Source organism: Sinomonas albida (assembly GCF_004919045.1).
Classification (GTDB): domain Bacteria; phylum Actinomycetota; class Actinomycetes; order Actinomycetales; family Micrococcaceae; genus Sinomonas; species Sinomonas albida.
The window spans coordinates 127,519-150,103 of record NZ_SWDW01000001.1; the positions used below are offsets into that span (position 1 = coordinate 127,519).

General features: G+C 70.6%; 16 protein-coding genes and 1 pseudogene. 12 read left to right on the top strand and 5 right to left on the bottom strand.

Annotated elements, in window-relative coordinates; genetic code table 11:
• Positions 1–9: 9 nt before the first annotated feature.
• The 3 genes from pcrA (at position 10) to sucD (ending at position 4,944) form a co-directional block, all read left to right on the top strand.
• Complete coding sequence (pcrA, locus tag E6A26_RS00595; protein ID WP_407695346.1) at positions 10–2,559, top strand: DNA helicase PcrA; 2,550 nt, start codon at positions 10–12, stop codon at positions 2,557–2,559.
• Between the two features lie 266 nt (positions 2,560–2,825).
• Positions 2,826–3,995, top strand: coding sequence for an ADP-forming succinate--CoA ligase subunit beta (gene sucC, locus E6A26_RS00600; protein WP_136609248.1), 1,170 nt, complete (start codon positions 2,826–2,828; stop codon positions 3,993–3,995).
• 13 nt (positions 3,996–4,008) lie between these two features.
• Positions 4,009–4,944: a succinate--CoA ligase subunit alpha gene (sucD, locus tag E6A26_RS00605; RefSeq protein WP_136609249.1), complete on the top strand. Its 936-nt coding sequence runs from the start codon at positions 4,009–4,011 to the stop codon at positions 4,942–4,944.
• A gap of 235 nt (positions 4,945–5,179) precedes the next feature.
• Here sucD and E6A26_RS00615 read toward each other — a convergent pair whose 3' ends face one another.
• Entirely contained in the window at positions 5,180–6,322 is a 1,143-nt protein-coding gene (locus E6A26_RS00615; RefSeq protein ID WP_136609250.1) for a flavin-containing monooxygenase, read from the bottom strand.
• Positions 6,323–6,471: 149 nt separating this feature from the next.
• Positions 6,472–8,124, bottom strand: coding sequence for a helix-turn-helix transcriptional regulator (locus tag E6A26_RS00620; protein ID WP_136609251.1), 1,653 nt, complete (start codon positions 8,122–8,124; stop codon positions 6,472–6,474).
• Positions 8,125–8,192: 68 nt separating this feature from the next.
• Here E6A26_RS00620 and E6A26_RS00625 point away from each other — a divergent pair.
• Both E6A26_RS00625 and E6A26_RS00630 read left to right on the top strand, forming a co-directional pair.
• Positions 8,193–9,261, top strand: a pseudogene (locus E6A26_RS00625) (zinc-dependent alcohol dehydrogenase family protein).
• Entirely contained in the window at positions 9,261–9,770 is a 510-nt protein-coding gene (locus E6A26_RS00630; protein WP_136609252.1) for a nucleoside deaminase, read from the top strand. The pseudogene E6A26_RS00625 and the gene E6A26_RS00630 overlap by 1 nt, the downstream one beginning before the upstream one ends.
• A gap of 195 nt (positions 9,771–9,965) precedes the next feature.
• Here the strand turns inward: E6A26_RS00630 and E6A26_RS00635 are convergent, their stop codons facing one another.
• On the bottom strand, positions 9,966–10,721 hold the full coding sequence (locus tag E6A26_RS00635; protein ID WP_136609253.1) for a flavodoxin family protein: 756 nt from the start codon (positions 10,719–10,721) through the stop codon (positions 9,966–9,968).
• A 173-nt stretch (positions 10,722–10,894) separates the two neighbouring features.
• Positions 10,895–12,277 carry an FAD-binding oxidoreductase gene (locus E6A26_RS00640; RefSeq protein WP_136609254.1) on the bottom strand — a complete coding sequence of 461 codons (1,383 nt, stop codon included), beginning with the start codon at positions 12,275–12,277 and terminating at the stop codon, positions 10,895–10,897.
• Positions 12,278–12,404: 127 nt separating this feature from the next.
• Between E6A26_RS00640 and E6A26_RS00645 the strand changes: the two genes are divergently transcribed.
• Positions 12,405–13,739, top strand: a complete 1,335-nt coding sequence (locus tag E6A26_RS00645; RefSeq protein WP_168928638.1) for an MFS transporter — start codon at positions 12,405–12,407, stop codon at positions 13,737–13,739.
• 7 nt (positions 13,740–13,746) lie between these two features.
• Here the strand turns inward: E6A26_RS00645 and E6A26_RS00650 are convergent, their stop codons facing one another.
• Positions 13,747–14,760, bottom strand: coding sequence for a LacI family DNA-binding transcriptional regulator (locus E6A26_RS00650; RefSeq protein WP_234864835.1), 1,014 nt, complete (start codon positions 14,758–14,760; stop codon positions 13,747–13,749).
• Positions 14,761–14,891: 131 nt separating this feature from the next.
• Between E6A26_RS00650 and E6A26_RS00655 the strand changes: the two genes are divergently transcribed.
• The 6 genes from E6A26_RS00655 to E6A26_RS00680 all read left to right on the top strand — a co-directional run bounded on the left by E6A26_RS00655 (position 14,892) and on the right by E6A26_RS00680 (position 22,583).
• A complete protein-coding gene (locus E6A26_RS00655; RefSeq protein WP_136609257.1) occupies positions 14,892–16,361 on the top strand; it encodes a sugar porter family MFS transporter in 1,470 nt (489 codons plus the stop codon).
• A 166-nt stretch (positions 16,362–16,527) separates the two neighbouring features.
• The gene (locus tag E6A26_RS00660; protein ID WP_136609258.1) at positions 16,528–16,932 is read left to right on the top strand and encodes a tautomerase family protein; all 405 of its coding nucleotides are present in this window, start codon (positions 16,528–16,530) and stop codon (positions 16,930–16,932) included.
• A 140-nt stretch (positions 16,933–17,072) separates the two neighbouring features.
• Positions 17,073–18,062 (top strand): 5-dehydro-2-deoxygluconokinase, encoded by a 990-nt coding sequence (gene iolC, locus E6A26_RS00665; RefSeq protein WP_136609259.1) that lies wholly within the window; start codon positions 17,073–17,075, stop codon positions 18,060–18,062.
• Positions 18,059–19,066, top strand: coding sequence for a Cgl0159 family (beta/alpha)8-fold protein (locus tag E6A26_RS00670; protein ID WP_234864836.1), 1,008 nt, complete (start codon positions 18,059–18,061; stop codon positions 19,064–19,066). The genes iolC and E6A26_RS00670 overlap by 4 nt, the downstream gene beginning before the upstream one ends.
• Positions 19,067–19,077: 11 nt before the next feature.
• On the top strand, positions 19,078–21,045 hold the full coding sequence (iolD, locus tag E6A26_RS00675; protein ID WP_136609479.1) for a 3D-(3,5/4)-trihydroxycyclohexane-1,2-dione acylhydrolase (decyclizing): 1,968 nt from the start codon (positions 19,078–19,080) through the stop codon (positions 21,043–21,045).
• A gap of 38 nt (positions 21,046–21,083) precedes the next feature.
• Complete coding sequence (locus tag E6A26_RS00680; protein WP_136609260.1) at positions 21,084–22,583, top strand: CoA-acylating methylmalonate-semialdehyde dehydrogenase; 1,500 nt, start codon at positions 21,084–21,086, stop codon at positions 22,581–22,583.
• The last annotated feature ends 2 nt before the right edge of the window (positions 22,584–22,585 follow it).

Genomic DNA, 22,585 nt, shown 5'->3' on the forward strand with positions numbered 1-22,585 from the left:
GGTCTTAAAATGGATCTCATCATGGAGATGCTCTTCGACCCGTATGCTGACCTGCCCAAGCCCGGTACGCCCGGGGGCGCGGAAGAGCCGGAAGGTGGCGATCGCGTGAGCCAGGCCGGCCCCGCGGACCGCGGGGGCATGCTGCCGCCCGAGTGGGCCACGAGCGATCCGGAGGCCGCGGCGCGGACGTTCGTGCCGCCGTCGGCCATTCAGCCTTCGGCGGCCGCTGAGCGGCTCCTCGACGGGCTCAACCCGCAGCAGCACGAGGCCGTGATCCACGCCGGGAGCCCGCTGCTCATCGTCGCGGGGGCGGGCTCGGGCAAGACTCGCGTGCTCTCCCACCGCATTGCCTATCTCATCGCGACCGGGCGGGCCCACCACGGCGAGATCCTCGCGATCACGTTCACGAACAAGGCAGCCGCGGAGATGCGGGAGCGCATCGAGTCGCTCGTGGGCGAACGGGCCAAGCGCATGTGGATCTCGACGTTCCACTCCTCGTGCGTGCGGATCCTGCGGCGCGAGGCCTCCTCGGTGGGGCTCAACTCGAACTTCTCGATCTACGACTCGGCCGATTCGCTGCGGCTCATCACGCTCGTCCACAAGGGGCTCGAACTCGATCCGAAGCGTGTGGCGCCCAAGGCCGTGCAGCACAAGATCTCGGCGCTCAAGAACGAGCTCATCGACGCGGACGACTTCGCGGCGCGCGCCAACCTTAGCGATCCGTTCGAGGCCGGCGTCGCCGAGGTCTACAAGGGCTACGCCGACCGGCTGCGGCAGTCGAACGCGATGGACTTCGACGACCTCATCGCGCAGACCGTGTACATGTTCCGGGCGTTCCCCGCCATCGCGGAGGGGTATCGGCGGCGCTTCCGGCACGTGCTCGTCGACGAGTACCAGGACACGAACCATGCCCAGTACGCGCTCGTGCGCGAACTCGTGGGTCCGGACAACGGCACGGCGCCTGGGCCCGCCGAGCTCACCGTGGTCGGGGACTCGGACCAGTCGATCTATGCGTTCCGCGGCGCGGACATCCGCAACATCGTGGAGTTCGAGAAGGACTACCCGAACGCCCGCACCATCAAGCTCGAGCAAAACTACCGTTCGACGCAGACCATCCTCTCCGCCGCCAACGCCGTCATCTCGCGCAACCCCAACCGGCCCGAGAAGACGCTCTGGACGGCCGAGGGCAACGGCGAGAAGATCATCGGCTACGCGGCGGAGAACGAGCACGAAGAGGCCCGTTTCATCGCGGGCGAGATCGATCGTCTCGTCGACTCGGGCGACTACCGCCCGGGCGACGTCGCGGTCTTCTACCGCACGAACGCGCAGTCCCGCAGCCTCGAGGAAATCCTCATGCGCGTCGGGCTCCCGTACAAGGTGGTGGGCGGCACGCGCTTCTACGAGCGCAAGGAGATCAAGGACGCGCTCGCCTACCTGCGCGTCCTCGTGAACCCGGACGACGACGTCAACCTCCGGCGCGTGCTCAACGAACCCAAGCGGGGGATCGGGGACCGCGCCGAGGGCGCGCTCGCAGCGCTCGCCGAGCGGGACCGCATCTCCTTCATGGCCGCGATGCGGAGGGCGGACGAGGCTCCCGCGATGGCGACCCGATCGGTCAACGCGGTCAATGGCTTCGTGAAGCTCCTCGACGACCTGGCCGTGGTCGCGGCGGGTTCGGGCGCGGTGGCCGCGCTCGAGGCCGTCCTCGAGCAGACCGGCTACCTCGCCGGGCTGCGGAGCTCGACCGATCCCCAGGACGAGTCGCGCGTTGAGAACCTCGCCGAGCTCGTCGCCGTCGTGCGCGAATACGAGCGCGACAATCCTGATGGGAGCCTCGCCGAATTCCTCGAGCAGGTCTCGCTCGTCGCGGACGCGGACCAGATCCCCGACGCGCCCGGCGCGACGGCAGCCGAGGTCGAGGCGGCCGTCGCGGAGGCCAGACGGCAGGGCGTCGTGACGCTCATGACGCTGCACACCGCCAAGGGGCTCGAGTTCCCGGTCGTGTTCCTGACGGGCATGGAGCACGGCGTGTTCCCGCACCGGCGGTCCGCGACGGATCCCGAGGAGCTCGCCGAGGAGCGCCGGCTCGCGTACGTGGGCCTCACGCGGGCCCGTGAACGGCTGTACCTGACCCGCTCGGAGGTCCGGAGCCTCTGGGGCCAGAGCGAGTACTACCCCGCAAGCCAGTTCATTGGCGAGGTCCCGGCGGAGCTCATCGACTGGAAGCGCGAGGGCTCGGCGCGGCCGCCCGCGGTCGGGACTGCCGGGGACCGCTTCTCGTCGCGGTTCTCGGGGTCGTCATGGGGTGCTGGCGCGAGCCGGAACGCCCAGTTCGACGCCATCTCCACGCCCCCCGCCTCGGTTCGGGCCAATCGCGTGCAGCCGCAGAAGGAGATCATCTCCGTCTCGGTCGGGGACAAGGTCAACCACACAGCATTCGGCAACGGCACGGTGATCGGTGTCGAGGGCTCAGGGGACAAGACCGTCGCGAAGGTCACGTTCCCGATCGGCGAGAAGCGGCTCCTGCTCCGCTACGCGCCGCTCACGAAGGTGAGCTGAACGCCGCGGCCCGAAACGGACGGCGGCGGCAGGGTGACCCTGCCGCCGTCGTCCGTTTCGTCCTCGCTCAGGTGCGCTGAAATCCCCGGATTCTACGGCCTGTAGAGCTGTGCGGTTGGTCACGAAACCTTCCCGCGGGGGACGGTGCCCCGAGCGAGGGACTAGAGTTTCCCCTTGGAGCACTGGGCCCGCCGACGGGGGAGCTCCCGCTGGCGAACCACGGTGATCCGATGTCAGAACTACTTCGACGTAGAGGACACTGAACCGTGGACCTGTTTGAATATCAGGCGCGCGATCTGTTCGAGGCACACGGCGTGCCCGTGCTGGCCGGAATCGTTGCGCACACCCCTGAGGAAGCCAAGGCTGCTGCCGAGAAGATCGGCGGAGTGACCGTCGTCAAGGCGCAGGTCAAGGTTGGAGGCCGCGGCAAGGCCGGCGGTGTCAAGGTCGCCAAGACGCCCGAGGAGGCGTTCGCCCACGCGCAGAACATCCTCGGCATGGACATCAAGGGCCACACGGTCAAGAAGGTCATGATCGCGGCCGGTGCGGACATCGCGGAGGAGTACTACTTCTCCGTGCTCCTGGACCGTTCGAACCGCAACTACCTCGCCATGTGCTCGGTCGAGGGCGGCATGGAGATCGAGCAGCTCGCCGTCGAGCGCCCCGAGGCGCTGGCCCGGATCGCGGTTGACCCGGGCACGGGCATCGACCAGGCCAAGGCCGCCGAGATCGCCGAGGCCGCGGGCTTCGCCCCCGAGCTGCGCGAGAAGGTCGCGAACGTCATCCTCAAGCTGTGGGACGTCTTCAAGGGGGAGGACGCCACGCTCGTCGAGGTCAACCCGCTCGTCAAGACCGGCTCCGGTGACCTGATCGCGCTCGACGGCAAGGTCTCGCTCGACGAGAACGCCGCGATCCGCCACAAGGAGCACGAGGAGCTCGCCGACAAGGACTCCGAGGACCCGCTCGAGGCCAAGGCGAAGGCCCTCGACCTGAACTACGTCAAGCTCGACGGCGAGGTCGGCATCATCGGCAACGGCGCGGGGCTCGTCATGTCCACGCTCGACGTCGTCGCGTACGCCGGCGAGGCGCACGGCAGCGTCAAGCCGGCCAACTTCCTCGACATCGGCGGCGGCGCCTCGGCAGAGGTCATGGCCAACGGCCTCTCGATCATCCTCGGCGACCCGCAGGTCAAGAGCGTGTTCGTCAACGTCTTCGGCGGCATCACGGCGTGCGACGCCGTGGCCAACGGCATCGTCGGCGCCCTCAGCAAGCTCGGTGACTCGGCGAACAAGCCGCTCGTGGTCCGTCTCGACGGTAACAACGTCGACGAGGGCCGCCGCATCCTCCACGAGGCCAACCACCCGCTGGTCACCCTCGCGGAGAACATGGACCAGGGCGCCGACAAGGCCGCCGAGCTCGCTTACGCTGCGAAGTAAGGGACGAAGAATCATGTCGATCTTCCTCAACAAGAACAACAAGGTCATCGTCCAGGGCATCACGGGCAGCGAGGGCTCCAAGCACACCGCTCGCATGCTCGCGGCCGGCACGAACGTGGTCGGCGGCGTGAACGCCCGCAAGGCGGGCACGACCGTCAAGCACGCCGACCAGCACGGGACCGAGGTCGAGCTCCCCGTGTTCGCCTCGGTCAAGGAGGCCATGGCCGAGACCGGCGCGGACACGTCGATCGTGTTCGTCCCGCCGGCCTTCACGAAGGACGCTGTGGTCGAGGCCATCGAGGCCGAGATCGGCCTCGTCGTGGTCATCACCGAGGGCGTCCCGGTCCAGGACTCGGCCGAGTTCTGGGCGCTCGCGCAGTCCAAGAAGGACGCCGAGGGCCAGCAGATCACGCGCATCATCGGCCCGAACTGCCCCGGCATCATCACCCCGGGCGAGGCGCTCGTGGGCATCACGCCGGCGAACATCACGGGCAAGGGCGGCGTGGGCCTGGTCTCGAAGTCCGGCACGCTGACGTACCAGATGATGTACGAGCTGCGTGACCTCGGCTTCTCGACCGCGATCGGCATCGGCGGCGACCCGGTCATCGGCACGACGCACATCGACGCCCTCGCGGCGTTCGAGGCCGACCCCGAGACCAAGGCCATCGTGATGATCGGCGAGATCGGCGGCGACGCCGAGGAGCGCGCGGCCGAGTTCATCAAGAACAACGTCACGAAGCCCGTGGTCGGCTACGTGGCCGGCTTCACCGCGCCCGAGGGCAAGACGATGGGCCACGCCGGCGCCATCGTCTCCGGTTCCTCCGGCACGGCCCAGGCCAAGAAGGAGGCCCTCGAGGCCGCGGGCGTCAAGGTCGGCAAGACCCCGTCCGAGACCGCCCACCTCCTCCGCACGGTGTACCCGGCCCACGAGGCTCAGTCGAGCCTCTGAGCCGGTCTGCGCGATCCGCGGGGTGCGAACCCTGCGGACGCGACCGCGTCATCGAGTACGACGGCGGCCGGGGGGGGTGGGCGCGGGGGGGGGGACCCGCCCGGGGGGGGGGTGGTGTGGGGGGGGGCTTCCGCCCCCCCCCCGGCGGCCGCCCCCCTCCCCGCGCCCCCCCCCCCCGCCGCCGTCGTTCTTGTGATGCCGTCGCGGTTATGGCATCGCGATTATGGCGTTGCGGTTATGGCGTCGCGGGACGGGCGGCGGTGCGCTCGGCGGCGCGCTCGGCGATGCGGTCCGCGACGAACCTCGCGTCGCGGCCCACGCCGCCCACGAGGTGCGAGTAGAAGCCGCGCTGGAACAGGAGCCCCACGTAGAACAGGCCAGGCACGCCATCGGCGAGGCCGAGCGTCTCCGCGGGGAAGCCGTCGGCGCCGACCGTTGCGGGACGGACATACGAATAGTCCGGCCGGTACCCCGTGCACCACAGGACGTTCGCAACGTCGAGGACGGTGCCGTCGTCCAGCTGGGGGAGGCCACCGCTTGAGCCGACCGTCCGGGACTGCGTCCGCCGTACCCCCGCGGCGTCGAGGTCCGCGCGCTTGGTCCGGATGAGCGGCGAGCCGCCATGGCGGATCACAGGCCGCATCTTCCGGCCGATCGGGGTCTTGAGCGTGAGGACATAGTTCTGCGCGATCCAGAAGATCGGGCCCACGATCCGTTCGTCCACGGGAATCTCGCCGTGATGGCGGCCCGAGAGCCAGGTCTCGTGGCCGGCCTGCGCCGCCTCGAGCGCCAAATCGGCGCCGGACTGGCTCGCCCCCACCACGAGGACCGGCCCCGGCAGAAGCTGCGCGGGGTTCCGATAGCCGCTCGAATGGAGCTGACGGATCCCGGGGTCGAGCTCCGCGGCGAACTCGGGCACCTTCGGGGCGGCGTCGCTTCCGGCGGCGAGGACAACGTTGTCGGCCCGCAGCTCGCCGGCCGTGGTCTCGAGGACGAAGCCGCCGTCGGCGTCGCGGTCCACTGAGGTGACCCGCACGCCTCTGTGGATCGGAACGTCGAGACTGCCGGCGTAGGCCTCGAGGTAGTCGGCGAGTTGGCGGCCGGTGGGGCACGCCGATCCCGGGCCGGGGAACGGCGTGCCGGGCAGCCCGTCGGTGCGGGCCGGGGTGAAGAGCCGCAGCGAGTCGTAGCGTGCCCGCCACTGGTCGCCGATCCGGGCACGCGCCTCGAGCACCACGCACTCGCGCCCGGCGCGGGCCAGCCAGTAGGCCGTCGCGAGGCCGGCCTGCCCGCCGCCGACGATCGCGGTCTCGACGCGCCCGCCGCCCTGATGGGTGCTCCGCGCCGTGCCTGGGACGAGGGGCTCGATGCTCGCCATGATGCCCTCCTGGAGATTTCGGCCCGTGGTTCGGTCCGTTGCCTCGACGGTACGGCGCGGGCGGCGGCGCCCGCGTCGGGCGGATTGCGCATCTTGCCGCGCGGTGGCATGGGTAGATTTGTGCACCCCGGAGCCGACGGCGCAGCGCGTCAGGGGTGAGCGAGGAGCCCGTGGTCGTACGCGTAGGCGGTCGCGGCGGCGCGGGACGCGATCCCCAGCTTCGCGTAGATGTTGGCCAGGTGCCGGGCCACGGTCTTTTCGCTCAGCACGAGCCGATCGGCCACCGCGCGGTTGGTCAGGCCCTTCGCGACGAGCCGGATCACCTCGACTTCGCGGGCCGTGAGGGGACCGGCGGACGACGGCGCGTGGCCAGGGAGCGCCGCGAGGTCCGGCCCCGCGCCGAGCCGCTCGAACGCGGCGCGGGCGGCCTCGACCTCGAGGGCGGCAGCGTCGTCATCTCCGAGCGCGGCATAGCAGCGGCCCAGCGCTGCGCGCGCCCGCGCCTCGGGGTAGGGCATACCGAGCTCGTGCCACGCGAGCGAAGCCTCGCGGAGCTTCGCTACGGCCAGGGTCTCCTCCCCGGACGCGCACAGGGCCGTTCCGGCGGCGGCGAGGGCGAGGGCCCTCGGCAGCCCCGAACCGCGCGAGTCCGCGAGGCGCGCCAGTTCCTCGCCCCCGGCCGAGGCGGCCTCCGGATCGCCCGCAGCGGCCATGACCTCGACATACGCGGGGAGGAACTCGGCGCGCTCTCCGGGCAGGCTCAGTTCGGAGTTGAGACGCCGCGCCGAGACGGCGGCCGCGTCGATGCGTCCCTGCGCGAGGCGCAGGAGCATGAGCCCCGGCTCGGGGCGGCGGCCAGCCGCGTTGGCAAGCCGGTAGGCGTTCTCGGCCTCGGTGAACCGTCCCGCGAGCCGATGGAGTTCGCCGAGCTGATAGCGCGCGTGGCCGGTGTCCATCGGCAGGAGCCGCTTGCTCGCCGTGACGGCCTCCTCCAGCGCGCCCGGCCAGTCGCCGTCGAACATTCTCACCACGGAGCGGTGCACGAGGCACAGGCCGCGGAACGGCACGAGGTCGGGGTGCCGCGCGCACCAATCGGTCGCGGCGGTGGTCCAGTCGCGCGCGCGGGCGACGTCGGACGCGCTCAGCGACGCCGAGATCACCGAGCAGTAGGCGATCCCGTTGACGAGCGGGGTCTGCACCTCGCCGGAGGTGACGGTGGCCATGGCCTCGTCCAGCTCCGCGAGGCCCTCCGACGTGCTCCCGAGACGCAGAAGCGCCCAGCCCGCGTTGAGCCGTGACAGCACCTCGGTATCTGTGTCCTTCGCCGGGCGGGCGATCACGATCGCCTGGCGGGAGAGGTCGAGGGCGCGTCGCACATCGGTCGGACTCGAGGATTCGAGCGCGACGCGGCCAAGCCCCGCGGCGACGAGCGCACGCTCGGCGTCGAGCCCCTCAGCGGCGACGATCCCGGCCATTCGTCGGCCCCACGCCTCGGCGCGGGCCGCATCGCGGCGGGTGGAGTGCGTCACGGCGAGCCAGAACGCGGTGCGGGCGGCAGCGGCGCCGTCGTTCGCGTCGAGGAAGCCGCGGAAGGCGCGCCCCAGGAGGTCGATGCACTGCTGCTCGCGGCCCACCAGGAATGCGCTGAAGGCGTAACGCCTGAGGTCGCCCGCGGGGAGCGGCGCAGCGTCGTCGGCGCGCTCGAACGCCGTGAGCGCGTCGGTCCAGGCCTGGGCGTCGTAGAGACGCCGGCCGTCGGTGAGCTGCGGCTGGAGCATGGGGACCACCTCGCTGACGAGCATAGACCGCAGTAGGTTGGGAGCTGAACACCCGGGCCTGACGGTCCAGAATTCGCCACTGAGGAGGCCGAATGCGAGCCACGATCATCCATGCGCCCCGCGACATCCGCGTCGAGGACCGGCCGGATCCCGTGCTGGCGCTGCCGGGGGACGCCGTTGTGCGCGTCACGGCTGCGTGCGTGTGCGGCTCGGACCTGTGGCCGTATCGCGGCGTCCGCGCCGTCGAGCAGCCGCACCCAATCGGCCACGAGTTCGTGGGCGTCGTCGAGGAGGTCGGCCAGGCCGTGACGACGGTGGCGGTGGGCGATCTCGTCGTGGCGCCGTGGGCGGTTTCGTGCGGCGAGTGCCCCTCATGCCGGAACGGGGTCCAGGTCGCGTGCGAACACCGCGCCTCGTGGGGCGGAGCCGACGAACAGGGCTTCGCCGTGGACGCTGGGCAGGGCGAGCGCGTGCGTGTCCCGATGGCGGATGGCACCCTCGTGCCGGTGCCCGGTGTGACCGATCCCGACGAGGCGCTGCTCAAGAGCCTCCTCACCCTCTCCGATGTCATGGGCACCGGCCACCACGCGGCGCTCGCCGCCAACGTGGGCCCTGGCCGGAGCGTCGTGGTAGTGGGCGACGGCGCCGTGGGACTCTGCGGGGTGCTCGCCGCGAAGCGTCTGGGCGCCGAGCGGATCATCGCGATGTCGCGGCACGAGGACCGGGCCGAGATCGCCCGGCGGTTCGGCGCGACCGACGTCGTTGCGGAGCGCGGCCGGGCGGCGGCGGACGCCGTGAGGGAGCTGCTCGGCGGCGTGCTGGCAGATTCCGTGCTCGAATGCGTCGGCACGTCCGAGTCCATGGATCAGGCGCTGCGCTGCACGCGGCCCGGGGGGGAGCCTCGGGTTCGTCGGGGTGCCGGCCGGCGGGGCAGAACTCCCCATCGGGCTGCTGTTCTCGAAGAACATCTCGGTGGGAGGCGGCGCGGCCTCGACCCGCGCGTATCTGCCCGAGCTGCTCGCGGACGTCCTGTCCGGGGCGATCGAGCCGGGGCTCGTGTTCGATTCCGTCATGCCGCTTGAGGACGCAGCCGAGGCGTATGCCGCGATGGACGAGCGGCGCGCGATCAAGGTCATGCTGCGGCCGGCAGGGGCTGCCTGATGTCGGGCGCGGGGGAGCCGGCGGGCGCGGGCGAGCCGGGGGAGCCGGCCATCGTCACCGGGCTCAGTTCTAGGCCGGACCCCGGGTTCGAGGCGGCACTCGAGGCCGCACGCGAGGGGTTCCGGGAGGGTGGAATCCCGATCGGGGCGGCCCTCGTCCGCGGAGGCGAGGTGGTCGCCGTCGGCCATAATGAGCGCGTCCAGCACGGCGACCCGATCGCGCACGGCGAGATGTCCGCGCTGCGCGCGGCGGGCCGTCAGCGGACCTATCGCGACACCGTCCTCTACACGACGCTCGCGCCGTGCGCCATGTGCGCCGGGACCATCATCCAGTTCAAGATCCCGCGCGTCGTGGTCGGCGAGGCCCGGACTTTTCCGGGCGAGCTCGAGCTTTTGAGATCACGTGGAGTCCAGGTGGCGGTGCTCGACGACGAGCGCTGCGTGGCGCTCATGGCCGCCTTCCAGCGGGATTCTCCGGAGCTTTGGGCTGAAGACATCGCCGACACATAACTTGCGGATCCGTCCTGCGTGCTGGTTAGCCTGTGAAAGGCACGTTGCATACCGACCGCACTGGGGACGGAAGTAGTTGCTCGTGCCGCGCGTCGTGCAGCGGCCGTCCAGGCCTTGCCGCACCCGCGCAGGCGCGCCTGGCTCGCCACACGGTTTGGGCCGGGCGCGCCGCCTCGGTGAGCGCCGCCGTCGTCCTTACCCGCGGTACTCCGGATTCGGGTGGTCCTGGCTGCTGAGGTCCCAGTTGAACGTGACGTTGCCGTACACGGGGATGCCGCCCGCGTCCTTGATGCGGCGCGCCGTGTGGAGCATGTTCCACGCCGCGAAGACCGTGTTGCGCGTGGTCCAGTGGTTCTGCGCGCCGCGGTTGTCGTCGAGGTAGGAGGGCCCGGGGCCAGCCTCGCCGTTCCAGTACGAGTCGGCCTGGGGCGGGATCGTGAAGCCGATGTGGCTCAGCGCGTACAGGAGCTGCGCGGCGCAGTGCTTCCCGCCGTCCTCGTTGCCGGTCACGATCACGCCGCCGACCTTCCCGTAGTACGACCACTGGCCGGCGGCGTTGAGCTCGCCGGACCAGCCATAGAGCCGCTCGACGAGCTTGCGCGTCACGGAGGACTGGTCACCGAGCCAGATCGGTGTGGCCATGACGACGATGTCGGCGGGCTCGATGAGGCTGCGGTAGATGTCGGGGAAGTCGTCGGTGTCCCACCCATGGTCGCGCATGTCTGGGTATACGCCGGGCGGAATGTCATGGTCGATGCCCCGCACCACGTCCACTCGCGCTCCCACGCCCTCGAGCACGTGCTTGCTCACAGCGAGCAGCCCGTCCGTGTGGCTGGGCTCCGGGCTCCGCTTGAGGGTGCCGTTGAGGTAGACGGCCCGCAGGTCGCTGAAGTCGGTGGGATTGGCGGCGATCTCGGCATCGATGAATTTCTGGACTGACTCCGGCAGCATGCCGGCTCCTTCCGTCGTGGCCCCGTGGTTCCCCGATGCTAGGCGGCGCACGCCACCGAGGGCGAGGGACGACGGCGAGAACTCCGTGGGAGGGCAGCGGTCCTAGGTTTGGGGCTACCCAGCAGTAGGCCTTGTCACCGCTCTGCTCGGCGTGGCCCTGTTCTGCTTGGCCCTCAGATCGCCTTCCCCGGATTCAGGATCCCGCCGGGGTCGAACGCGGCCTTGATCGCGTGCTGCAGCTCGATTGAGGTCTCGCCCAGCTCCTCCGCGACCCACTCCCGCTTGAGCAGTCCCACACCGTGCTCGCCGGTGAGTGTCCCGCCGAGCCGCTTGGCGAGGTGGAACATCTCGCCGAGCGCAGCCTTCGCCGGCCCCTCGGTGATCGACTCGTCCGGCCCGACGACAACGATCGGGTGCAGGTTCCCGTCCGCGGCGTGCGCGACGCTGAAGATCCGCACCCCCGTCCGGGCAGCGATCTCCTCGAGCCCCGCGAACGCGTCCGCGAGCCGGTTCCGCGGCATGGCGATGTCCCCGATCGAGACGCGGCCCAGGCGTTCGAGCGCGGGGATCGCGTCGCGGCGCGCCTTGACGAGCGCCGCGGCCTCGCCCTCGTCCGCGGCCCGCCGGATCGAGGTCGCGAACGGTTCGACGGCCCGCACGATCTCGTCGAGCTCGAGGTGCGCGCCGAACCCGTCCGTCTGCGCGAGGAGGAACGCCCCGCCGAGCTCGCGGTGCCGCGTCCCCTCGGCGCGGTCCACGGCGTCGAGCGTCGGCCCGTCCATGAGCTCGAGGATCGAGGGCTGGATGCGGGCGGCCGTGATCGCGGACGCCGCACGCCCCGCGGTCTCGACGTCCGGGAAGTACGCGGCGAGTGTCTCGGTCCGCACGGGCCGGGGTCGCAGCCGCAGGGTAGCCTCGACGACGATCCCGAGCGTGCCCTCCGATCCGATGAGCAGCGCCGTGAGGTCGTAGCCCGTGACGCCCTTGATCGTGCCGCGGCCCGTGCGCAGCACGCGCCCGTCCGCGAGCACCACACGCAGCCCGAGTACGGACTCCCGCGTGACGCCGTACTTGGCGCACCACATCCCGCCGGCGTTGGTGGCGATGTTTCCCCCGATCGAGCAGATCGCGGTGCTCGCGGGGTCGGGTGCGTAGAACAGCCCGTACTCGGCGGCGGCCGCGTTGACCTCGGCGTTGAGGACCCCCGGCTCCACCACGGCGACCATCTCCACGGGGTCGATGCTCAGGATCCGGTTCATCCCGCGCACGTCCACCACGACCTGCCCCGCGTGCGCGCTCGCCCCGGCCGCGAGCCCGGTCCCCGCCCCGCGTGGAACCACGGGAACGCCGCGGGCATGGGCAAGGCGGAGCGCCTCGACGACGTCGTCCACGGACTCACAACGGACGACGGCGTCCGGCAGTGATGCGGGCACGTAGCCCGAGCGGTCGGTCGCCGCGGCTTCCCGCGCCGCAAGATCCGCGGTGGCGCCGGGGTGCGCCGCGAAGGCGGCGCCCGCCGACACCGAGCTGTCGGATTCCGTGCTGCGCTCGGGCATATGAACCTGCTTCCCTAGGAGGCCTTTCTGCGACCCTAGGCGCCGCACGCGTCACGTTTCAATGGCGCCCGCCCAGAGGAGGCGACCCGTGAGAGGGTGGAGAGCGAACCCTCCCGAAAGGATCCCCGTGAACCGCCGCATGAGCCGCGCCGCTGCGCTGGCCCTCATCGCCGTCGGCCTCATGTCGCTCAACGCGCGCGTTCCGCTCGTGGCGCTCGGCCCCGTCCTCGGCGGGATCCAGCACGACACGGGCCTGAGTGCGGCGCTCGCGGGTCTGCTCACCGCCATCCCGGTGCTGTGCTTCGGCCTGGTCACCCCGGCGGCCGCGTGGTTCATCGGGCGGATCGGCATCAATCACGCTGTCCTCTACTTCTTCGGAGGGCTCGCCGCGGGGATCGTGCTCCGCTCATTCGGCGGGGCACCGGGCGCGCTCATCGGCACGGTGGTGCTCGGTGTCGCGATGACGATCGTCAACGTCACCACCCCGCTGCTCGTGGGGCGCGACTTCCCGCACCGCGCCGCGCTCATGACCGGACTGACGACGGCGGCCGTCAACGTCGGCACGACCCTCGCCTCCGCGCTCACGGCACCGCTCGCCGGAGCGGTGGGCTGGCAGTGGTCGCTCGTCTCGTGGCTCGGCATCACGGCCATCGCCGCCGGCACCTGGCTGTTCGTGTTCCCGCCGTCGAAGGACGGCCCCCGCTGGTCCGACGCCGAGTTCCCGGGGCCCCTCGCGAAGGCGGCCGCGCGCCGTCGTGCGGAACTCCGCGCCGCCCAAGGGCAGCCGGGAACGCACACCGGCCCGCTGCCCACCATCCCCGCGACCACGCTGAGCCCCGCCAACCGGCGCATGATGCGCTTCTTCACCGTTGCGTTCGCCCTGCACAACCTCGGCTACTACGCGATCACGCTGTGGCTGCCCACGTTCCTCGTCCAGACCCGTGGGATGACCCCGTCCGAGGCGGGCCTCGCGGCGAGCCTCTTCCAGCTCTTCGCGATCGTGGGACCGCTGCTCATCCCGGCGCTCGCGCGCGTTCTGGGCTGGGGCGCGCAGCCGCTGTTCCTCGTCGTGGCCAGCTGCTGGGTGGTGCTGCCGGCGGGGCTCCTCATCGCCCCGGACCTGTGGCCCCTGTGGGCCGTGCTCGGCGGTGTGGCCCAGGGCGGCACGTTCACGGTCGTCTTCACGGTCGTGATCCAGCGCGCCCGCTCACTCGACGAGAACCGGCGCATGACGGCGTTCATCCAGTCGGTCGGCTACGGCTTCGCCTCGACCGGGCCGATCCTCATGGGGCTCCTGCGCGACGCCGCGGGCGGCTGGACGGCGCCGTTCCTGCTCGTCCTCGGCGCCGTCGTGGTCATGGGGGTGTGCGGCGTTGCGGCGATCCGCACGCACGACGGCGGGCCGGGCCCCCGCACGGGAGCCTCGCCCGACGTCGGCGCACGGGCAGGCCGGAAGCCCTGACGGCGCCTCAGACCGGCCCCGTTGACTGCCGGACGACGAGGCGCGGATCGAGGCGGCGGTCGACGATCGGCGCGTCAGGGGTCGCGAGGCGCTCGAGTGCGGCAGCCCCTGCGATGCGCCCGAGCTCGAGGGCCTTCAGGTCCACGGACGTGAGGTCGATGCCGTGCAGGTGCGCGATGCGCGAATCGTCGTAGCCCACGAGGGAGAGGTCACCGGGAACCGACAGGCCCTGCTTGTAGGCGGCCTCGCGGATGCCGAGCGCGATCTCGTCGTTGTGCGCGAAGACGGCCGTCGGGCGGCTGGGTCCGGCAAGGAGCGCCACGGCGGCGCGCTCGGCTGCCTCCTGCGTGTAGTCGTCGGCAAAGACGGTGCGCGGGGTGAGTCCGGCCTTGAGCATGACCGCCTCGTAGGCGCGCCACCGCCCCACGTGCCCTTCGTGCCGCGGCCCCGAGACGTGGGCCACGCGCGTGTGGCCGAGGGAGAGCAGATGCTCGGTCGCGACGCGGGCGCCGGCCCGATCGTCCGAGTACACGCTGTCGACGCCCTCCACGTAACGGGCCACGTTCACGAGGGGCACAGTGCGCGCGAGCTCCTGAATCCGCTCGTCCTTGTCGACGAGCGTCGCGGCGATGATGATCCCGACGCGAGCCTCGATGAGGGACCCGACGGAGGCGACGTCGACGCCGCTCGTCGAGGGGGCCACGCTCAGGATGAGCCGGTTCCGGGCCTGCCCGAGCGCCTCGCGTACGCCCGTGAAGATGTCGGCGTACACCTCGTTGCGCAGGTCGAGCAGGTAAAGGCCGACGGCGGAGGCCTGCTTTCGCGCGAGATCGGCGGCCACCGCGTTGGGCCGGTAGCCTAGACGCTTCGCAGCATCGAGGATGGCCTGCTTGGTCTCCTCGCTCACCCCAGGAGCGCCCCTGAACGCGAACGACACGAGGGTCCGGGACACGCCGACGGCGCGTGCCACGTCTTCCTGCGTGACGGCTCGGGGCCGGCCGGGCGCGGCGGGCGGATTCACGCCAACATCCTCCCACGCCATGCCCTGAGGAAATTTTGTCCGTTTGACCTTACATTTAAATCTTTCGCGCGTTAGTGTTGGGTGAGACGCGGGTCACTAAGGGGCCCGCCAGCATGACAAAGGAGTCCTGAATGGCCACCGCCTCTGCGCACAGCGGAACGTCGAGTTCGTCACCGCTCCCGCCCCTCACCAACGGCCCCCATCGGAAGCGCCTCGGCCTCGTGGCCCTCGTCGCGACGTTCGGCGGTCTCCTCTTCGGCTACGACACGGGCGTCATCAACGGCGCGCTGAGCCCGATGTCGGCGGAGCTCGGACTGACCCCGATCACCGAGGGCGTGGTCACCGCCTCGCTCGTCTTCGCGGCCGCGATCGGCGCCATCTTCGGCGGGCGCCTCTCGGACGCCTGGGGCCGGCGGAGGACCATCATCCTCCTCGCCGTCCTGTTCTTCGCCGGAACCGTCGCGGTCGTGGCGACGCCGAACTTCGAAGTCCTCGTCTTCGGCCGCATCCTCCTGGGCCTCGCCGTCGGCGGCGCCTCGACCGTGGTGCCGGTGTTCCTCGCGGAGCTCGCGCCCTACGAGATCCGCGGCTCGATCGCGGGCCGCAACGAGCTCGCGATCGTCGTGGGCCAGCTCGCGGCGTTCGTGGTCAACGCCATCATCGGGAGCGTGTTCGGCAATATCGGCGGCGTGTGGCGCATCATGTTCACGATCTGCGCTCTGCCTGCCCTCGCGCTGTTCTTCGGCATGCTGCGCATGCCTGAGTCGCCGCGCTGGCTCGTCGAGAAGGGCCGCCGCCAGGAGGCCCTCGCCGTTCTCCAGACCGTGCGCTCGGGCGAGAGGGCGGCCGCCGAGCTCGCCGACGTCGAGCAGATCGCGAAGGAGGAGCGTGAGAGCCACCAGCTCGGCTGGCGCGCGATCTTCTCGAACAAGAACCTGTTGCGCATCCTGCTCGTGGCGATCGGCCTCGGCGTGGCGCAGCAGCTCACCGGCATCAACTCGATCATGTACTACGGCCAGACTGTGCTCACGGAGTCGGGCTTCAGCAAGGACGGCGCGCTCATCGCCAACATCGCCCCCGGCGTGATCGCCGTGGTCGGCGGCATCATCGCGCTGCGGATGATGGATCGGCTGGACCGCCGCAAGACGTTCATCACCGGCCTCTCGCTGACCACGGCATGCCACGTCCTCATCGGCGTCGCCTCGATGGCCCTGCCGGTCGGCAATCCGCTCCGTCCCTTCGTGATCCTCTTCCTCGTCGTCGCGTTCGTCGGCTCGATGCAGACGTTCCTCAACGTCGCCGTCTGGGTCTACCTCTCGGAGATCTTCCCCCTGCACATGCGCGGCTTCGGCATCGGGGTGGCCGTGTTCGCACTCTGGGTGGTCAACGGCTTCCTGTCGCTGTACTTCCCGTCGATGGTCGCGGCGATGGGGATCACCGGGACGTTCTTCCTCTTCGCCGTCGTGGGTGCTCTGGCCCTGATCTTCGTGATCACCCAGGTTCCGGAGAGCCGCGGCCGTACCCTCGAGGCGCTCGAGGAGGACGTGACGACCGGCGCGATCTACCTCGTCCACAAGAAGCAGGCGGCTGTTTCCTCCTGAGCCCTCGGTGCGGGAGCTTTCCCGGACGAGCCTCTGGGCTGGCGACGTCGGCACGCAGGGTGCGTGCCGACGTCGTGCGCAACTTTGTTAGGACAAAGTCTGGCATCTTGATTCAGATGGCGATATGGTGGATTTGTTAGCACAAAGTCCTCGCAAGGAGTCCCAGATGCCCCTCGTTCGCATCGATGTCAACACCGGCCGCACGCCCGATGAGATCACGCGGCTGAGCCGCGCGATCCACGACGCCATCCTCGCGGAGTACCGCATCCCGGAGCGCGACTACTTCCATGTGGTCACCGAGCACCCACAGGGCCAGATCGTGGCGCAGGATGCGGGCTTGGGCTTCGAGCGCACGGCCGGCGTGGTCATGATCCAGATCTTCACCCAGGCGGGGCGCACGCAGGAGGCGAAGGCGGGCCTCTTCGCGGCGATCTCGCGCAATCTCGCGGAGGTCGGAGTGCCTGGCGAGGATGTGTTCATCGGCTACGTCGAGAATGGCGCGGGGGACTGGTCCTTCGGATTCGGGCGGGCGCAGTACGTCACGGGAGAGCTCGCGGTCCCGGCTGGCTGAGGCTTCCTTGGAACCCAAATGTAAGTACAAACTTTTGACAGGACATTGGTTCTGTAGGAGAGTGGGTCTGTGGCCGCCGCCACAGGCAGCGGAACCGGCCCCGGATCCCGGGGGACATCAGCACGAAAGGCACAGCGATCGTGACCTACGACGTTCTCACGATGGGACGCATCAGCGTCGACATCTACCCCAATGACATCGGCGTCGGCATTGCGGACGTCACGAGCTTCGGAAAGTACCTCGGCGGCTCGCCCTCCAACGTGGCGGTCGCGGCCTCGCGGCACGGGCGCCGCACCGCCGTCGTCACCCGCACGGGGGACGACCCGTTCGGCGAGTACCTCCACCGGGAGCTGGCCAAGTTCGGCGTCGATGATCGCTTCGTGACCCCGGTCGTTGGGCTCCAGACGCCGGCGACATTCTGCGCGATCATGCCCGAGACCCACGAGTTCCCGCTCTACTTCTACGGCCGCTTCCCGACCGCCCCCGACCTGCAGATCAAGGCCGAGGAGCTCGACGTCGAGGCCATCCGGGCCGCGCGGATCTTCTGGTCGACCGTCACGGGCCTGTGCCAGGAGCCGAGCCGGTCCGCCCACATCGCGGCGCACGAAGCCCGCCCCCGCGCGGGCCTCACGGACGGCCAGTTCACGGTCCTGGACCTCGACTACCGGCCAATGTTCTGGGACTCCGAGGATGCCGCCCGCGAGCAGGTCGCAAACGTCCTGCCGCACGTCACGGTCGCGATCGGCAACGAGGAGGAGTGCGCGGTCGCGGTCGGCCACGGCACGCCGGACGAGCAGGCGGACCGCCTCCTGGCCGCGGGCGTCGAGATCGCGGTCGTGAAGCTTGGCCCCGAGGGTGTCATGGCCAAGACCCGCACCGAACGTGTGGTCTCCGCGCCGGTCCCGGTCGAGACGCTCAACGGCCTCGGCGCGGGCGATTCGTTCGGCGGCGCGTTCTGCCACGGACTGCTCTCGGGCTGGCCGCTCGCCCAGGTCCTGGACTACGCGAACGCCGCCGGCGCGATCGTCGCCTCGCGCCTCTCCTGCGCGGACGCGATGCCGACGCCAGCCGAGGTCACCTCGCTCCTCGCGGAGCGCGGCCGCCTCGTCCCCGAGGCGGTGGCCCAGTGACCACGACGATGCCTGCGTCTACTGCCAGCGGGTCAACGGCCAGCGGGTCTGCTGTCAGCGGCCTGCCCCAGGGCGCGTTCGACGACGACCCCCGCCGCTACGAGCACCTGACCAAGATCCGGCTCGAGGATCCCGAGGCGATCGCCAGGGCTGCGCGCGAGCGGAAGCCGCATCCCGGCGTCGTCCTCGGCAAGCAGAACTTCATCGTCGCCGCGGATCATCCGGCGCGCGGTGCCCTCGCCGCGCAGGGCCGCCCGGAGGCTATGGCGGACCGACGCGAGCTGCTGGACCGCCTCCAGATCGCGCTCGCGAACCCCGCAGTGGACGGCGTCCTTGCGAGCCCGGACATCATGGATGATCTGCTGCTCCTCGGGGCGCTCGACGGGAAGCTGCTGTTCGGCTCGATGAACCGCGGCGGACTCGCCGGGTTCGTCAACGAGTTCGACGACCGCTTCACAGGACACACCGCCGCCGCGCTCGAGGCGATCGGCGCGACCGGCGGGAAGATGCTCACCCGCATCTGCCTCGGCGACCCCGCGACCGCGTCCATCCTCGAGGCCACGGCGAAGGCGATCGATGCCCTCGCCGAGCGGAGGCTCGTTGCGATGGTCGAGCCGTTCCTCTCCTCGTGGGTGGACGGCAAGGTCACGAACGACCTCTCCGCGGACGCCGTCATCAAGTCGGTCGCGATCGCCTCGGGCCTCGGTTCGACGAGCGCGTACACGTGGATGAAGCTGCCAGTGGTGGCGGAGATGGAACGTGTCATGGCCTCGACGACCATGCCGACCGTGCTGCTGGGCGGGGACCCCGCGGGCCACCAGGACGAGGTGTTCGCCGAGTGGGGCAAAGCCCTCGCGCTCCCGGGCGTGCAGGGCCTCACGGTCGGACGCACCATGCTGTACCCGGCGGACGGCGACGTCGCCGGCGCAGTCGCCGCGGCCGCGTCGCTGCTGCGCACCGAAGAAATCCCGGCCGGAGACTACGCCAAGGAGGCCCAGAAGTGAGCACCCGCAGGATGACCGTCGCCCAGGCGCTCGTCGAGTTCCTGGGCCGGCAGTACACGGTTGATTCGGTCGGCGGACCCGGGCCCGGCGGGGAATACCGCGAACGGCTCATCCCGGGCATGTTCGGCATCTTCGGCCACGGCAACGTCGCGGGCGTGGGCCAGGCCCTCAAGCAGTGGCAGGTCGCGGACCCGTCGCTCATGCCGTACTACCAGGGGCGGAACGAGCAGGCCCAGGTGCACCAGGCCGTGGGCTACGCCCGCCACACCCGCCGCCGGCAGACATTCGCGGTCTCGACCTCGATCGGGCCCGGCTCCTCGAACCTGCTCACAGGCGCCGCGCTGGCCACGGCGAACCGGCTCCCCGCGCTCCTGCTGCCCTCGGACACGTTCGCCACTCGCGCCGCCGACCCGGTGCTCCAGCAGCTCGAGCAGCCGCACGGCTACGACATCACGGTCAACGACGCGTTCCGGCCCCTGTCGAAGTACTTCGACCGCGTGAACCGGCCCGAGCAGCTGTTCTCGGCGCTCCTGCACGGCCTCCGCGTGCTCACCGACCCGGCCGAGACCGGCGCCGTCACGATCGCGCTCCCGCAGGACGTCCAGGCCGAGGTCTTCGACGTCCCCGAGGAGTTCCTCGCCGAGCGCGAGTGGCGCATCCGCCGTCCCGAGCCCGAGGCCGAGGACATCGCCCGCGCCGCGGAAGCGATCCGAGCCGCCAAGCGCCCGCTCATCGTGGCCGGCGGCGGCGTCCTGTACGCGTTCGCCCAGGATGCGCTCCGCGAGTTCGCCGAGGCGACCGGCATTCCGGTGGGCTGGACGCAGGCCGGCGTCGGCGTCCTGCCGTGGGACCACGCCCAGGCCCTCGGCGCGATCGGCTCGACGGGCACGACGGCGTCCAACGCCCTGGCCCGCGAGGCGGACCTCGTCATCGGCATCGGCACGCGCTACGAGGACTTCACGACCGCCTCCCGCACGGCGTTCCAGAACCCGCGCGTGCGGTTCCTGAACATCAACGTCGCCGCGATCGACGCCTACAAGCACGGAACCTCGCTTCCGATCGTCGCCGACGCGCGCAAGGCGCTCGTGCAGCTGACGACGGCGCTGGGCGGCTACCGCGTGGGCGCCGACCTCGAGACGGTGGTCGCCACGGAGAAGACGCGCTGGGACGCGACCGTCGACGCGGCGTTCGCCGAGCGGTTCTCGCCGCTCGTGTCCCAGAACGCCATCATTGGCGCGGTCAACCGCGCGATGGACCCGCGCGACGTCGTCATCTGCGCCGCCGGATCGCTCCCGGGCGACCTGCACAAGATGTGGCGCGTCCGCGATCCGTTCGGGTACCACGTCGAGTACGCGTTCTCCTGCATGGGGTACGAGATCCCGGGCGGCCTCGGCGTCAAGCGCGCCGCGCTCGACGCGTCCTCGCGAGGCAACGCGGGAGGCAGCGCGGACGAGCGCGAGGCGAGCCGCGACGTCGTCGTCATGGTCGGGGACGGTTCGTACCTCATGATGCACACCGAGCTCGTCACGGCGGTCGCGGAGGGCATCAAGCTCATCGTGGTACTCATCCAGAACCACGGCTACGCGTCGATCGGCGCGCTTTCCGAGTCGCTCGGCTCGCAGCGCTTCGGCACGAAGTACCGCACCCTGGACCGCGAGCAGCACACGTTCGACGACGGCGACAAGCTCCCGATCGACCTCGCCACGAACGCCGAGAGCCTGGGCGTCACGGTGTACCGGATCGAGCCGGGCCCGGAGGCAATCGCCGACCTCGAGGCCGCGGTGGCCAAGGCCAAGGCCGCCCCAGAGGGCTCGGGCCCGATCGTGATCCACATCGAGTCCGACCCGCTCATCGACGCCCCGAGCTCCGAGTCCTGGTGGGACGTCCCCGTCTCCGGCGCCTCCGAGCTCGAGTCCACGAAGCAGGCGTTCGCCGCCTACACCGAGCACAAGTCCAGCCAGCGGCCCTTGCTCGGGTGAGCAACGCCGTCGTTCGAGCCAATCCAGAAGGAATCACCATGACCGTCAAGACCATTCCGCATTTCCTCAACGGCGAAGAGACCAACGGCGTCGGCTCGCGGACGCAGCCCGTGTTCAACCCGGCCACGGGCGAGCAGTCCGGCGAGCTGCGCCTCGCGGACTCCTCGGACCTGGAGACCGCCGTCGCGAACGCGCGCAAGGCCGCCGAGTCCTGGGGCGACATCTCGCTCGCGAAGCGCACCGCCGTCCTGTTCTCGTTCCGTGAGCTCGTCGCCGCGCACATCGACGAGCTCGCCGCGCTGATCACGGCCGAGCACGGCAAGGTCCTCTCGGACGCGAAGGGCGAGATCGCGCGCGGCCTGGAGGTCGTGGAGTTCGCGTGCGGCATCCCGCAGCTCCTCAAGGGCGCGTACTCGGACCAGGCGTCCACGGGCATCGACGTGTTCTCGTACCGCCAGCCGCTCGGCGTCGTCGCCGGCATCACGCCGTTCAACTTCCCCGTCATGGTCCCGCTGTGGATGGCCCCGGTCGCGATCGCGACCGGCAACACGTTCATCCTCAAGCCGTCCGAGCGCGACCCCTCGGCCTCGCTGCTGCTGGCCAAGCTGTGGAAGGCCGCGGGCCTGCCCGACGGGGTGTTCCAGGTCCTGCACGGCGGCAAGGAGACGGTCGACGGGCTCCTGACCCACCCCGACGTGGACGCGATCTCCTTCGTGGGCTCGACCCCGATCGCGAAGTACGTCCACGAGACGGCCACGGCGCACGGCAAGCGCGTCCAGGCCCTCGGCGGGGCGAAGAACCACGCGATCATCCTTCCCGACGCGGACCTGGACAACGCCGCCGATCACCTCGCCGCGGCCGCGTTCGGCTCCGCGGGCGAGCGCTGCATGGCGATCTCCGTCGCGGTCGCCGTCGGCGAGGTCGCCGACGCGCTCGTGGGCAAGGTCGCCGAGCGCGCCGAGGCCGTCAAGGTCGCCGAGGGAACCGACCCCGGCGCCGAGATGGGCCCGGTCATCACCGCGGCGTCGAAGGACCGCATGAAGGGCATCGTCACCGCCGCGGCCGACGCCGGAGCGGACCTGGTCGTGGACGGTCGCGAGTTCACCGTCCCCGGCAAGGAGAACGGCTTCTGGTTCGGGCCGACCGTGATCGACCGGGTCGGGACCGACATGACCGCGTACACCGAGGAGATCTTCGGCCCGGTCCTGGGCGTCGTGCGCGTCGAGACGGTCGAGGAAGCCATCGAGCTCATCAACTCGAACCCGTACGGCAACGGCACGGCGATCTTCACCTCGTCGGGGTCGAACGCCCGGAAGTTCCACCGCGGCGTGCACGTGGGCATGATCGGGGTCAACGTCCCGATCCCGGTCCCGGTCGCGTACCACTCGTTCGGCGGCTGGAAGAGCTCGCTCTTCGGCGACAAGCACATCTACGGGGAAGAGGGCGTCTCCTTCTACACCCGCGGCAAGGTCATCACCCAGCGGTGGCCCGAGCCCACCCACGCCTCCGGCGCCTCCTACAACTTCCCCTCCAACTGAGC